Annotated in this window: 13 protein-coding genes, 1 pseudogene and 1 riboswitch; of the genes and pseudogenes, 3 read left to right on the top strand and 11 right to left on the bottom strand. The window is 37.0% G+C overall.

The genetic code is table 11. From position 1 onward, the window contains the following. Positions 1 to 44 precede the first annotated feature (44 nt). A riboswitch (cyclic di-GMP riboswitch) is annotated at positions 45 to 133 on the bottom strand. Between the two features lie 227 nt (positions 134 to 360). From ABH968_RS05960 to aepX, 6 genes and pseudogenes are all read right to left on the bottom strand, one after another. Beyond that, on the bottom strand, positions 361 to 567 hold the full coding sequence (locus tag ABH968_RS05960) for a DUF6366 family protein (RefSeq protein ID WP_370043101.1): 207 nt from the start codon (positions 565 to 567) through the stop codon (positions 361 to 363). 303 nt (positions 568 to 870) lie between these two features. After that, positions 871 to 1,353: a chemotaxis protein CheW gene (locus tag ABH968_RS05955; RefSeq protein WP_370043100.1), complete on the bottom strand. Its 483-nt coding sequence runs from the start codon at positions 1,351 to 1,353 to the stop codon at positions 871 to 873. 25 nt (positions 1,354 to 1,378) lie between these two features. Continuing rightward, positions 1,379 to 2,494, bottom strand: a complete 1,116-nt coding sequence (locus ABH968_RS05950; RefSeq protein WP_370043099.1) for a M20/M25/M40 family metallo-hydrolase — start codon at positions 2,492 to 2,494, stop codon at positions 1,379 to 1,381. Between the two features lie 575 nt (positions 2,495 to 3,069). Continuing rightward, positions 3,070 to 4,166: pseudogene (locus ABH968_RS05945) on the bottom strand (2-aminoethylphosphonate aminotransferase). A 127-nt stretch (positions 4,167 to 4,293) separates the two neighbouring features. Beyond that, the gene (locus ABH968_RS05940; protein WP_370043098.1) at positions 4,294 to 5,457 is read right to left on the bottom strand and encodes a thiamine pyrophosphate-dependent enzyme; all 1,164 of its coding nucleotides are present in this window, start codon (positions 5,455 to 5,457) and stop codon (positions 4,294 to 4,296) included. 4 nt (positions 5,458 to 5,461) lie between these two features. Further along, positions 5,462 to 6,364, bottom strand: coding sequence for a phosphoenolpyruvate mutase (gene aepX, locus ABH968_RS05935; RefSeq protein WP_370043097.1), 903 nt, complete (start codon positions 6,362 to 6,364; stop codon positions 5,462 to 5,464). A 320-nt stretch (positions 6,365 to 6,684) separates the two neighbouring features. Here aepX and ABH968_RS05930 point away from each other — a divergent pair, with 320 nt between their 5' ends. Both ABH968_RS05930 and ABH968_RS05925 read left to right on the top strand, forming a co-directional pair. Beyond that, positions 6,685 to 7,449: a YheC/YheD family protein gene (locus ABH968_RS05930; protein ID WP_370043096.1), complete on the top strand. Its 765-nt coding sequence runs from the start codon at positions 6,685 to 6,687 to the stop codon at positions 7,447 to 7,449. A 287-nt stretch (positions 7,450 to 7,736) separates the two neighbouring features. Further along, positions 7,737 to 7,931, top strand: a complete 195-nt coding sequence (locus ABH968_RS05925) for a transposase (protein ID WP_370043095.1) — start codon at positions 7,737 to 7,739, stop codon at positions 7,929 to 7,931. Between the two features lie 427 nt (positions 7,932 to 8,358). Here ABH968_RS05925 and ABH968_RS05920 read toward each other — a convergent pair whose 3' ends face one another. From ABH968_RS05920 to mce, 3 genes are all read right to left on the bottom strand, one after another. Then, complete coding sequence (locus tag ABH968_RS05920) at positions 8,359 to 9,324, bottom strand: hypothetical protein (protein WP_370043094.1); 966 nt, start codon at positions 9,322 to 9,324, stop codon at positions 8,359 to 8,361. 150 nt (positions 9,325 to 9,474) lie between these two features. Beyond that, positions 9,475 to 11,022, bottom strand: coding sequence for an acyl-CoA carboxylase subunit beta (locus tag ABH968_RS05915; RefSeq protein ID WP_370043093.1), 1,548 nt, complete (start codon positions 11,020 to 11,022; stop codon positions 9,475 to 9,477). A 5-nt stretch (positions 11,023 to 11,027) separates the two neighbouring features. Beyond that, on the bottom strand, positions 11,028 to 11,441 hold the full coding sequence (mce, locus tag ABH968_RS05910) for a methylmalonyl-CoA epimerase (protein WP_337989624.1): 414 nt from the start codon (positions 11,439 to 11,441) through the stop codon (positions 11,028 to 11,030). Positions 11,442 to 11,566: 125 nt separating this feature from the next. On the opposite strand from mce, the gene prli42 reads away from it, so the two are divergent. Beyond that, complete coding sequence (gene prli42, locus ABH968_RS05905; protein WP_370043092.1) at positions 11,567 to 11,662, top strand: stressosome-associated protein Prli42; 96 nt, start codon at positions 11,567 to 11,569, stop codon at positions 11,660 to 11,662. 20 nt (positions 11,663 to 11,682) lie between these two features. On the opposite strand, the gene ABH968_RS05900 is transcribed toward prli42, so the two are convergent. Together ABH968_RS05900 and ABH968_RS05895 are read right to left on the bottom strand one after the other, a co-directional pair. Then, entirely contained in the window at positions 11,683 to 12,660 is a 978-nt protein-coding gene (locus ABH968_RS05900) for an aromatic acid exporter family protein (protein ID WP_370043091.1), read from the bottom strand. A gap of 486 nt (positions 12,661 to 13,146) precedes the next feature. Next, positions 13,147 to 13,587, bottom strand: a complete 441-nt coding sequence (locus ABH968_RS05895; RefSeq protein ID WP_370043090.1) for a BrxA/BrxB family bacilliredoxin — start codon at positions 13,585 to 13,587, stop codon at positions 13,147 to 13,149. Positions 13,588 to 13,626: the final 39 nt, after the last annotated feature.

The following is a 13,626-nucleotide window of genomic DNA, read 5'->3' as shown; positions in this document are numbered from 1 at the left end:
ATGATTACATCTCCATTCTATTGGCCGAGGCTCATAGAACAGAACCTGGCAACCTGACAATCATGCACTACAATAGTGTTTAGACTCATGGCTTTGCGTCCTTCCCTTTCGGTGAAGTTTGCCTTTTACAGTAGTTTTCTTACTTTACATAATACGATGTTAGAACGAAAATGTCTGTAGGTAAAACGCATAATTTTATTGATAACTTTCAAATAAGTTAATAAGAATACAGGTTATTTTTACTATATTAAAATAAAAACGTAGAAGTAATTATGATGATTGTGACGAGGTACGTGTAGCAATTGAGGATTTTAGGATTATGGAATGCAAAATTAGAGATAACGATTCCTTTCGATATCTTTAACTGAAAAACAATTTGTATGTAATGTATCCTATAAATAACACTAAAACTAATACCACCGTCTCTTTCCAACCCATACCGTTTAAATTTCCGCTAGTTCCCCTATTTAACCCGTCGTTTAAAGAACCTGTAGGATTGTTTTTTAATTCACTTTGTTTTAAACGCTCTCTTTTTTCTTCTGGTGTTTCCTTTTTCTTTGAACCCATGTGACAAATACCTCCCCAATAATTAATATTTACTTATTTATACTATAGAAAGATATATTCATAATTATGCTTATTGTTATGTGGCTTATTGGACGCCTCCAAGAAAGCGCTCAGTCGGGACGAAAATCAACCACACGTTTCGGTGATAAGCTTAAAATTCGACATCGAGTATTCATTTTCCTTTTACTGTTGGGATATCGCTTAAAAAGAAGAAAGACAGAATCACATATTTGTAATTCTGTCTAAAACATCAACTATGATGTGTGCTATTGTATTGAATTAATTCTTAGCTTTAATAAAAACTCAAGCCTCTACATTTTCATTTTCAAGCATTTTGTGTAAATAATTAATAATTTCACGTATACCTTCTAATGAATTCACAAGTATTTTCGGGTCTACGTATGTGATCATGCGATTTTCAAGATTAGCCACAGCTGTAAAGTAGCGTGTTTTTGAATAATTGACGAGTCCCATCTGCTTTAATACTGACTCATCAAAATCAAGAATTTCACGGGCTTCTGTTACAAGTAATCCATAATTCACAACATCCGTGTTCAATACAATAATCCGTGCTGTTGCAGCATTAGAAGAACGATTATAAAGAATACGCTCAAAATCAAGCACAGGGACAAGCTCGCCACGAATTCTTGTGAAGCCTAGAAGATAATTAGGCAAGTGAGGAATCGGTGTTACTTGTTCTAACTTTTCAATCGAAATCGCTTGTTCCACAGGCACTGCATATTCCTCTGTACCACAAGCAAAAACTACTGCCTTTACACTTTCCATGCGGTCACATCCTCGATTTTTGTTGTTATTTTTTCGCAGACTCTTTTACGATTTCAACAAGTAAATCTGCTAATTTTTCTAATTCTTCGACTGGGATTTTTTCATTTGTTGTATGAATGTCCTCGTACCCAACAGAAAGATTTACTGTAGGGATGCCAAAGCCCGCAATAACATTAGCATCGGAACCTCCGCCTGAAATACCAAGCTTTGGTGTACGATTGATGTTGTGTGCAGCTGCCATTGCCACTTGAACAACTTTATCTGATTCTGTTACACGGAATCCAGGATACATTAGCTTCACTTCAACTTCAGCCTTTGCACCTAATGAAGCAGCAACTTGCTCAAACGTCTCCTGCATATGCTTTGTTTGTGCATCTAGCTTCGCTTGGTCGATCGAACGAGCCTCTGCAATAATCGTTACTTCATCACACACAATATTTGTTGCCTGACCACCCTCAAAGCGACCAATATTGGCTGTTGTTTCTTCATCTAATCGACCTAGCTTCATTTGTGCAATACATTTGGAAGCAACCGTAATCGCAGACACTCCTTTTTCTGGAGCAACACCAGCGTGCGCTGTTTTCCCCATTATTTTAACAAAAATTTTCGCTTGGAATGGGGCTGCAGTTACAATTCCCCCTACTTTGCCATCACTATCTACTGCAAAGCCATATTTTGCTTTAATTTTAGATGGATCTAACTCTTTAGCGCCAACGAGTCCACTTTCCTCGCCAGCTGTAATAATAAATTCAATATCACCATGTTCAATATTTTGCTCTTTTAAGCGTTTAGCCATTTCAAATAATGTGGCAAGACCAGCTTTGTCATCAGCACCTAAAATAGTTGTACCATCTGAAACGATATAGCCATCTTCACGAAGAGATGGTTTAATCCCTTTACCTGGAACAACTGTATCCATATGAGAAGTAAAATAAATTGGTTCAATATCTAATGAACCCTTTAGCGTAGCAAGTATATTACCTGCTCCATGCCCGTTGCGAGTATGTGCATCATCTTGTTCTACTGTAAAACCAAGCGCTGTTAATTTGTCGATTAAAACCGGCGCAATCACTTCTTCATGTTTTGTTTCTGAATCGATTTGTACGAGCTCAAAAAACTCTTCTACTAAACGACTTGTCATGTTGTAGGACTCCCTTAGTTTACGTGTTTTTCCACGATATAGTATATGTATTATTTTAGCACAACGTCTTAAGAGTTGAAATAATTCACTTACAGGAATTACGCTATTTTATGAAGGAATAGCAATTACTCCTTGGCAAAATGAGGGGTTGATTTCCGTTCCGGCTGGGCGCTTTCCTGGGGCGCCGGGCCAACAATTCTGTGCGAAAGCGTAGTGTTAACGTAGCGACAGCAACACGATGTTGGTCACGAAGGCGTTATCACAGGATGTGATGGTTTTAGCCTTCGTTCCTCTATTGCTGATCCCCAAGGAGTCGCCCAGCCTCGGTAACTTTTGAAAAAAGATTGATTAAAATCAACAATCCTCAATTTTGGCATAAAAATAAGCCTCATATTTTGAACAAAGTTTGATCAAAATACGAGGTTTTACCTGTTTATCGCTAATCATTTTTAAAATTAAGATTGATTATTCCGGAATATGAATCTTCCCCCATTAGTTGAACAAGGAAAAGCATTAAAAAAATTAATTAATATCACCTACATAAGTTGTAGGTTTTCCACTGTTCCGTGAATAATTCAGATTTGAAGATATTTTTCTAATAAAGTTAAAAAGTGCTCGATATCATCTTTGCTAATATCACCAATGTTGGCTACCCTAAAAGAATTTAATTGATAAAGTTTTCCAGGATATATCGTTATTCCATTAGCATAAAAATAATCATGCATTTCTTTAAAATTATACTTTTCATTTTCGGGTTCTACTATTGCTGTAATAATTTTTGAATGGTGCTCGACAGGGACGAGATATCTTAAACCAAGTCTAGAGAGGCCTTCTATTAAGGTTTCCCAACATTTAGAATATCGTTCATATCTTTCTTTCATTCCTTCTGCTTTTAATTCTACAATGGCCTGTCTTAGCGCATAGATAGTTTGTACAGGCGGAGTAAAACGCATCTGACCTGTCTCGATGAAATGGTAATATTGAGAATAAAGATTCAAGTAATAATTTGTCGGCTTTTTTGTTTTTCCTTTTTCTAGTTCGCTTTTTTTTGCTATAACAAAAGAGACTCCTGCCATGCCTTGAAGGTTTTTATTGGAACTAGCCGCCAAATAACTTATTTTCATTTTACTCATATTAATAGGAATAGCTGCAAACGAACTCATTGCATCTACCATCATATTAATCTCATTTTCTTCACAAATGGAGCCAATCGATTCTATATCGTTTAATAATCCCGTTGTAGTTTATTATGCACGACAGCTAGAAAAGAAACTTTTCGTGGAATTCTTTGAATGAATGAATGTAACTGATCTAAATTAATAGGTTGATCGGGTGGACTTAAAAACTCAATCCAATCCAGCTGATAAGCTTCTGCAATTTCACACATTCTTTTTCCATAGGCTCCATTATTTATGATTACTAAAACCCCATCAGTCATAACTGAACTCAAGATTGACTCCACAGCAGCAGTACCTGAACCACCAAATAAAACGGTTGTATATTGATTCTCTTCTGAAACTAAACTAGTAATTTCTGAAGTAACAAATTGCAATAATTGGCTGAAGTCATCTTCACGAGGACAAATATCAGGTACCACTTGTGCGTATTTAACCGTATCTGTTGTAGTAGCAGGTCCGGGATTCAGTAATATATTTCTTTTAATTTTCTTCACGGTACTCCTCCCTTTAATTATATTTCACTTTGATACGCGGTTCGAATTATCTCCCCCCAACTAAGTTTTAGTACTGTAAAGATGCTTATTTATAGGCAAGATCAACCTGCTAATATTTTCAGAACAATTATTTAATAAATCTCTGTAGACGAGTTTTAATTTCACTTGGAGTTACTTTTGGGCGTCCTAGATTTTGTTTAGATCCCTTTGAGATTTTCAAATAAATAAAAGTCAGCCCTTTTGTCATTTTCCATTCTTGAATACACATTTCAAGTTCATGTAAATTATGGATATAGTATGACTTTTCATAACCGCAAGACGCAGCAATTTCGACAATATTGACATTGTGAGAAACGGTTTTTTGCCCTCCAGTTGAATCGTGAACTTGATTATCTAGAAGAATGTGGAGCATATTTTCAGGTTGATAGTAGCCATTTGTAGATAAGCTCCCCATTCGCATAAGGAGGGAACCATCTCCATCAATAACAACTACATCTATATCTTTTCGCGTATGGGCCAATCCTAATCCTAAAGAGCCAACACAGCCCATGGAGCCAACACAGCCCATGGAGCCAACACAGCCCATGGAGCCAACCATATATAAATTATTATCAGAATCCTCGACCTCATATAGTTCCCTTCCTGTTTTACCAGTTGTCGCCATTAATACTGTTTTCATATTTTTGAGTCCATTTATCACTTTTAAAGTGTCAAAACGACTTGGCAGTTCGTCTATGTCTGTTTTTTCACTTTTCATCATATTTTTATGATTAAGACGTTGCTCTATCTTCAATTTCTCACTTTTAAATGTTTCTTTTCTCACTACAAAAAAGAATGGTTGATTTACTTCAATCCACTTGTTAGCTTCTTCAAGCTGTCTCTTTGCCTCACTATCATCCGGAGATAAGAATTGCCATTTTATTTGCATGAGATCTAATAGTTGTGTCGTAATTTGTCCCATTAATTCATGCTGGGGTTCATCATTCAACCCGAGTTCTCCACGTAGACTAACAAACCCAAGTATAGGTATTTGAAAGGGGTAGTTTAAGGAAGTCAATGGAGAAATACAATTGGTTAGACCAGAGTTTTGCATTAAAACAACTGATTTCCTTCCCCCAAGGTATGCTCCTGAAGCAATTGCTACAGCATCACCTTCGTTGGCTGCAGCAATATATTCACACTCATTTATGGAATAGTTAATAAGATTCTTTAAAAATGAACACGGGACCCCACTGTAAAAGTCAAAACCAAGTCTTTTAAGCTCATTTCCAAATTCTTTTGTATTTAACATATTATCACTCCGTTTCGGGTTGTGATTGGTTATTAGTTGGTGGCAAATATTTCTTCTCTGCTTTTTGAAGCTCCTCGGCATCTTGGAGTCTAAAAATCTCTTGCACACTTACGATCGATTTCTCTACTTGAATGAGACTTTCATCTTTTAGGATTTGTTTTGAGATGTTCTGCATAGCAGTGATCGACGCTCTTAAGTTATGGTTAGCCCAGATTGCAGTACTTATTCCTACTTTTCTGAATTCATTAGTTGGGGTTGTATAATATTTTGTAGGCACAATAACCACTGGATGCCTTCCACTCCATTCCTTCATAAATGCTTCAATTTCTCTAAAATCTGACTTTTTACTATGCACAAGAATTGCATCGGCACCCGCCTTCCTATAGGCTTCCGCACGTTTAAGGGCTTCATCTAATCCCAAGCCTGCAATAAAAGCCTCGACTCTAGCTACAACCATAAAGTCCTCATCCTCTTGAGTATCTTTCATTGCTTTGATTTTCCCGCAAAATTCTTCAATCGATGCGAGATGCTGTTTTTCTCCATTAATAAATGAGTTCGTTTTCGGAAAAATTTTATCCTCGATACAGACTCCGGCAATATCCAATTGTTCTAGTTTCCTAACTAACCTCCGAGCATTATTAAAATTTCCATATCCCGTATCCCCATCTAATAGAATGGGAATTGTTGTCGTATCACTCATAAATTCAAGTATATCTAATACCTGCGTCCATGATGCTTCATTATTATCTCTTACACCCAATGATCCTGAAATAGATAGACCACTCGCCCAAATCCCTTTAAAACCGACTTCCTCTACAATTTTTGCGGAAAGTCCGTTATGGGCTTCCATTAAAAATTCAAGTTTATCTGAATATATTATTTTTTTTAATTTCGTCGTTTTTTTCAATATCTTCCATCCCCTTAATCGACATGTCATATTATCATATGACTAAAAGTAAAGATTAGCAGGGCAGATACATTAGAAACTAATGATTTTGAAATCAAAAATGGATATATAGGGAACAATCATAATGCTACTTTTCTAGTGTAGTAAATCTATTATGGGACTCTAGCAGAAAAATGGGAGAGATTAATCGCGTAACCAAGTCCCACTCACCCATGCAAGATAAATCTATTTACATACAATACAGTAACCTCCATAAGTGGTGAGGACTACATTATTAATACAAAAGAAATGAAAATATCTTACTAAATGAGGTGAATTCATTGAAAAACGGACTTGGAAAATGGGAACAATTTTTACTTTTAAATCAAAATCCTTTAACAACTAACTTCATTCCAGAATCAACACTTTACAGTCTAGAAAACCTAATCGATATATTCAATAAGTATGAGTATGTTTATGTGAAACATACTAGCACTGGACAAGGAAGAGCAATTTATAAAGTATACAAAAGAAAAGATGGACACTATTGTTTTAACGGATTTACCATGCAAGGTGAAGAAATAAATAAGTGTGTGGCAGCAATTGAGGATTTCCACCAAGTTCTACATCCATATGAGAAACACGATAGATTAAGCGGAATTTATATTATACAGGAGGGGGTCATGAGTCTTACCCCTGATGGGCATTCTATATCCATTCGTGTTCATGTTCAAAATCTAAAGGGAGAATGGATAATCGGTGGGATTTACGGAAGGATCGCAACTGAGGATCATGGGATTGTCAATTCAAATCGGGGTTCTCAAGTAATACCGATTGATGAATTATTATCAGATTATATGATGATGGATAATACAAAGAAAGATCAAACAATAGATTCTCTAAAAGAAGATTCAATTTTAGCATCTGAAGTAATAGCATCCCACTTTCCTTGTAGAGAATATGGCATTGATTTCGGAATAAATCTTGAAGGAAAACCTATATTATTTGAAGTAAATACAACGCCAAGCATACGTAGTTTTGCCAAAATTGATAGGGCGATCTGGAAGAAAATTGTTGAGATTAGGAAAATGCAAAATGAAGGCTAAGTTTGAAATGTAGTTATTTTTCATGTTAGTCATCAGCATATTTCTATTTAAAAGACATACATCAAAAAATTACTTTCCTACTATATTTATAGGAAAGAAGAAACTTAATTGCATCCGTTACTTGTGAACGATTAGGAAATTACCTTTAAAAATGGATTATGGTTGGGGTAGGCTACACTTGGTTAGACAGCTCTTATAAGGGCTAGTACACTAAAAAGACTACCCAAAGAAGCCTGTCAAAAATGAGACGAGAACGTAAAACCTATAAAGCAGATTTTAAGTTATAAATGGTGAAGCTTTATGAAAATGACAAGTCTCGTGCAGACATTGCCAGAGAATACGAAATTACGAATTCTGCGTTAGATCGCTGGATTAAAAACCATCAAAATACAGGTTCATTTACTGCGGAAGATAATCGAACGAAAGAAGAAAAAGAGATATTAGATCTACGTAAAGATCCAACGTTTACGTATGGAGAATAATATTTTAAGCAAGCAGCGCTGAGCCTATTACAAACCTCAAAAAAGAGTAGTAATGAAGCCATTGTCGCCAATGTTTTAAACCAAGAATTCCAACAAGAAAAAGAATTATCTGTTAGTCAGCGATTTAACATACATCCGTGTCAGGAAAAAATGGCACTATGTATGTTTATTTGTCGATCTTTTCAACCGAGAACTGGTTGGTGCAAGTTCGGGGCTAAACAAAGACGCAGCGCTTATGTATATAGCATTGAGCAGTATTAAAGGCATAAGCGACAGCAACAATGTTTTATATTTGCGAAAGCGAAGGCAGCGGTCCGATGCTCACTCACAGGAAAACGGGTAGCTAGCTTGAAACGGAAACCACCAATCACCCCTTATTGCTAAACAAAGAAAAAACCTGTGAAAAGAGGGAGATTCTTTTCACAGATTACTTTATATCTACGTTTTGAAAGGTCACTTCTTTTTCTTTATGTAGAGACTGCAAATAGTCATCTGCCTTATTATGTTTATCCTGTAGACGCAAGATCGTATTATGTACATCATCTTGTACACGAGAAACCTGCTCTCTTGCGGTAGATATTTTAGAATGGACCGACCAAGCTGAAAAAATATCATCAAAGAAATAGTCCGCAAATTTTACAAATCCATCTGTTTCAACTGCTAACGATTTCGTTGACATATCTTGTACATCCAGTAGTTCGTTTTGGAAGCGCTGTAATGCAATTTGAGCATTATGAAGATAATTTTCGGACTCGTCAAGTGCATCATGCTTTAAATGTGTAGCAATGAGACCCCCACCAAAAAACGTATCCCACGCTGAGTAACCACTTGCAGAATGCAAGGACTCTGCTGCTTGTCCAAGCTTAGTAAGCGCTGCCTCACCAGCCTCTTCCGCTTCCTTTATTTCCACAATTAGCTGTTTCGTTAGCATTTCTTCATTAGCTAATTGTTCAAGCCTTTTTGCCTGTTCAGGCTCATGTATTTGTAAATAGCCTTTCTTTTTAGCATTTAATTGGTTCAAAACTTCTTGCAACTCTTGTTCATTAATTTGAGTAAGTTTAGTGTTGATTTGTCCTAAATCATCTGTCAAATCAACTTCCATCTTTTTTGCTTCATTTATTTTTAATTCAAGAATGGCTGCTTTATCAATTTTTTCTGCTCGTAGCTCATCTTGTTGCCCTGTCCACGTACGAATCATATTCATAAAAGAAAAGCCTTCTAACTTATCAAGTTTCAAACGAATTTGATTGAGTTCTTTAGAATGTTTATAAATTTCCTGTTGCGCATGCTCGATTTGCTTTTCAATTAAATCCTTTTGTTCACTTAACCTACTAGCAGTTCTTAATTGTGCATGAATCATTTCTTGCTCTTTTTGTAATTGTTTCCATTCCATTCATCTCAACTCCTCTTACATATATGTACGGATGAGACAAGGATATGTTTCAATTATCTGTCATTTCGAATAAATTTTTTATTATCTAAAGTTAGTTCAAGTCTAAAAGAAAAGCCTAGTAATCGAATGACTACTAGGCTTGTACAATTTTTATAGAGGAATGTTGCCGTGCTTTTTCTCTGGACGTGTTTCGTGTTTGTTTGATAACATATCAAGCCCTTGAATTAGCTTAATACGTGTATCACGTGGATCGATAACATCGTCTACCATACCGCGAGATGCCGCAACGTATGGGTTTGCGAATTTTTCTTTATATTCTTCAATTTTTGCAGCACGTGTTGCTTCTGGATCTTCTGATTTTGCAATTTCGCGTGCGAAGATAATGTTAGCTGCACCTGCCGCACCCATAACAGCAATTTCTGCGTTAGGCCAAGCAAATACTAAGTCCGCCCCAATTGATTTAGAGTTAAGGGCAACGTATGCACCACCATATGCTTTACGTAGAATCACTGTAATTTTTGGTACAGTTGCTTCTGAGTATGCATAAAGGATTTTCGCTCCGTGACGGATGATACCACCATGCTCTTGTTTAACACCTGGGAAGAAACCAGAAACGTCTTCAAATGTGATGATTGGTATATTGTAAGCATCACAAGTACGAATGAAACGAGCAGCCTTGTCTGAAGAATCAATATCTAACCCACCAGCTAATACTTTAGGCTGGTTACATACAAGACCAACTGATTCACCAGCAATACGCGCAAAACCAACTACTACGTTTTTCGCAAATTCTGAGTGAACTTCCATAAATGAGCCTTCGTCCACTATTTGCTCGACAACTCTACGTACATCATAAGGACGAGTTGTTTCAATTGGTACAGCATCCACGATTTCTGGACGATAGTCATCGCCCTCTGGACGTGCATGGCGCGGAGCTTTTTCTTTATTGTTTTGTGGTAAGTAGCTTAATAGCTTCTTAATTTGATCGATTGCTTCTTCTTCAGATGGTGCGCGGAAGTGTGCGTTACCACTTACAGCGTTGTTTACTTTAGAACCACCTAAATCTTCAGCAGAGATTTTTTCACCTGTTACCGTTTCGATAACTTTAGGTCCTGTAATAAACATTTGAGATGTTTTATCAACCATTAGAATAAAGTCTGTAATTGCTGGAGAATATACCGCCCCACCAGCACATGGTCCCATGATAACTGAGATTTGTGGTATTACCCCAGAGTAGATTGCATTACGATAGAAAATATGGCCATAACCATCAAGTGAAAGTACACCCTCTTGAATACGAGCTCCACCTGAATCATTAATACCGATAAATGGTGTACCATTTTTTGCAGCTAGATCCATCACTGTTGCCATTTTTTTTGCGTGCATTTCACCAAGTGCTCCACCAAATACTGTGAAATCTTGAGAGAATAAGTATACTGATCGTCCGTTAATTTTACCGAAACCAGTTACTACACCATCACCAGGACCTTCCATCTTGTCCATGCCAAAGTCTACTGTACGGTGTGTAATGAATGGGTTGATCTCGAAAAATGTACCTTCGTCTAGTAATAATTCAATACGCTCACGGGCAGTTAATTTGCCTTTATCATGTTGCTTCTCGATGCGCTCATAGCCGCCACCAAGTTCAATTACTGTCTTACGGTCATACAAGTCATTAATTTTGTCGAACATATCCATACTGATCACTTATCCCCTTTTCCACTTTTATCGCATAATTCATATAACACACCGAAAGATGATTTCGGGTGCATGAAAGCAACCTCTGCACCACCAGCACCTGGTCCTGGCTCTTCGGATAAAAGACGTACGCCTTTTTCACGAAGCTCAGCCATACGCTCACGAATTCCAGTTACACCGAAAGCTACATGGTGAATACCTTCTCCACGTTTTTCGATGTATCCGTGAATAGTACTTTTTTCACTCATCGGTTCTAATAACTCAATTTTCACATTACCCGCGTCAATGAATGCAACACGAACCTGTTGAGATTCTACCTCTTCCACTTTCAGCAGCTTTAAGCCTAAAGTTTCTGTATAATATGTAATGCGTTCATCAAGATCACGCACCGCAATCCCAATATGATCTACTCTCTCCATGGTGACATCTCCTTCTGTTATGGTACATAATCTATTTTACAGACTTTTTCGTCAAAACTCTACTACTTGAGAAATTTTTCAGATTTGATAAACTATTTATAAGAAAAGAAGGAGCGAACGAGCATATGAGTAATAAAAAATTTCAAAAAATCGTCGTTTATACGATGGTTGCAATCATGGTAATTTCATCTCTAGCATTCGGCTTATCAATGTTAGCGTAATGAAAGGCTAGGCGTCCGCATTACTGCGGGCGCTCTTTCTTTACCTTTAACCCCTTGAAAGACTGCTTAATTTCTAAATATCGATCCATTTCCTCTATAAATTGATAGAGTGCCGCTTGTGCTAGAAATTGCTCATGATTTTTCGGTAAAGGTAATTGAGCGAAATCTCGCTTTACTTGCTCTAATTTCTCTCTAAAATGACTAGCCGTATTTCCTGAATGAACATGCTCACCGAGGTCTTGTAAAAAGTCAGCAACGATAACCGCCTCTTGTACTATAACAGGAAGTGCCGTTATTTTTGGAAGAACCCTATCTATAATTTCTAGCTGCTGTTCACGCATATCAAAATACATGTAGTAGTCATTTTCACGTCTCGTAAAATGATTTTCAACATCTTTAAACGCTAGGGATTTCGCACTATTTAATGCTTTAATCGCGTCAATAATTTCCTGCCCATCCCACAATGTATCGCCTTCTCTTAAATAGTTGGCAATTTCTAAAAAAATCTTACTGTAAAGTTCCTCAATTTTAACTCGATAGTAATTTAATTCCTTTTGAATGTCTGGCATATACATATTTATAGCTATTCCCGTACCATATCCAATTGCCATTAATGCGAATTCATTAGAAACAAGTGCCAATGAAAAGCTTTTAGCCGCATAAATATGCATGATAATAACTGCACTAGAGACAAAGCCATCCGCTACTTTTAATGACACAATTGTTGGTATAAAAACGATCAGCATACATGCTAATGTAAGCGGATGATAGGAAAATAGCTCAAAGCTCAAAAATGCATAAAGCATACCGATAATACTTGCGACGAATCGTGTATAAGCCGCATGAAGAGATTTTTTCTTCGTTGGCTGTACACATAATATTGTTAGAATACCAGCAGATGCATAAGAAGCTAATTCAAAGTATTGGGCAATGGCAATAGCGATTGCTGCACCAAATGCCGTTTTTAATGTACGATAGCCGATTGAAAACTTCTTCAAGTCGACTGCCTCCTATCTTTCAGTACTCTAATTATACAAACGTGTTGAAGGCTATATATCACTACAAACATGGGCACATCACCATAACGTGGGGTTGATTTCCGTTCCGGCTGGAGTCGCCCAGCCTCCACTCCAATCAACTAATATTCATTGAATAGGTTTTTACAAATGTCACCCACAACTTTTGGTGATGAGCCCCAATATATAGTTTTAGAAAAATAAAGGATTTTACCACAATAATGCCCAATATTTCTGATCAACACACCTGTTAATTTTATTCATTTCGAACTTTAGGTGAATCATTTAGCCAATATTAAAAATATTTCGAACGTCAATTGACTAGTATATTGAATATAAAAGAAGGTTATCTATGGAGTCATGCTAATCGGGGATCAACTATCATGGCTAAGTAGTAAGCCTCCGTAGATGTTGGCTACGGGGCTTCCTACTTATAGAATAGCTTCTCTTTTAACTCTATGAATAAAATTAAAGTTCGTCGCAGTATTCCTCAAAGTTTGCTTGTATGTTTGTTACTACTGACATTGGGTCATGCCCTTCAATTTCATAGCGTCCAACTTCTGCTACTACTTGGCCATCCTTTAATAACACAAATGATGGGGAGGATGGTAAATGATCTTCACCGAAGTGATAACGGGCAGCTGCAGTTGCTTCTTTGTCTTGACCAGCAAATACCGTTACAAGGTGGTCTGGACGTTTATCGTAATGTACGCATTGTGCTGCTGCTGGACGTGCGATACCGCCTGCACAGCCACATACTGAGTTTACCATGACTAATGTTGTACCTGGACGAGCAAACGCCTCTTCAACAGATTCTGGCGTGCGAAGCTGCTCATAACCAGCACCCTCAATTTCTGCACGTGCTGTTTTTAAAATTTCTTGCATAAATAAATCGTAATCCATATTCATATAGCGATAGCTCCTTTCAAGTTCGCGTCATCCTAAACT

Origin of the sequence: Lysinibacillus sp. RC79, from assembly GCF_041262405.1 — a bacterium.
Lineage (GTDB): Bacteria > Bacillota > Bacilli > Bacillales_A > Planococcaceae > Lysinibacillus.
The sequence above is the reverse complement of the archived record's forward strand: the minus strand, read 5'-3'. Positions and strand labels throughout refer to the sequence as shown.

What these genes read in the sequence shown, in the direction of transcription:
- ABH968_RS05960 (WP_370043101.1), bottom strand. Translation starts at nt 567, where the DNA reads ATGGGTTCAAAGAAAAAGGAAACACCAGAAGAAAAAAGAGAGCGTTTA.
- ABH968_RS05955 (WP_370043100.1), bottom strand. Translation starts at nt 1,353, where the DNA reads ATGGAAAGTGTAAAGGCAGTAGTTTTTGCTTGTGGTACAGAGGAATAT.
- ABH968_RS05950 (WP_370043099.1), bottom strand. Translation starts at nt 2,494, where the DNA reads ATGACAAGTCGTTTAGTAGAAGAGTTTTTTGAGCTCGTACAAATCGAT.
- ABH968_RS05940 (WP_370043098.1), bottom strand. Translation starts at nt 5,457, where the DNA reads ATGTTAAATACAAAAGAATTTGGAAATGAGCTTAAAAGACTTGGTTTT.
- ABH968_RS05925 (WP_370043095.1), top strand. Translation starts at nt 7,737, where the DNA reads ATGGTGAAGCTTTATGAAAATGACAAGTCTCGTGCAGACATTGCCAGA.
- ABH968_RS05920 (WP_370043094.1), bottom strand. Translation starts at nt 9,324, where the DNA reads ATGGAATGGAAACAATTACAAAAAGAGCAAGAAATGATTCATGCACAA.
- ABH968_RS05915 (WP_370043093.1), bottom strand. Translation starts at nt 11,022, where the DNA reads ATGGATATGTTCGACAAAATTAATGACTTGTATGACCGTAAGACAGTA.
- mce (WP_337989624.1), bottom strand. Translation starts at nt 11,441, where the DNA reads ATGGAGAGAGTAGATCATATTGGGATTGCGGTGCGTGATCTTGATGAA.
- prli42 (WP_370043092.1), top strand. Translation starts at nt 11,567, where the DNA reads ATGAGTAATAAAAAATTTCAAAAAATCGTCGTTTATACGATGGTTGCA.
- ABH968_RS05895 (WP_370043090.1), bottom strand. Translation starts at nt 13,587, where the DNA reads ATGAATATGGATTACGATTTATTTATGCAAGAAATTTTAAAAACAGCA.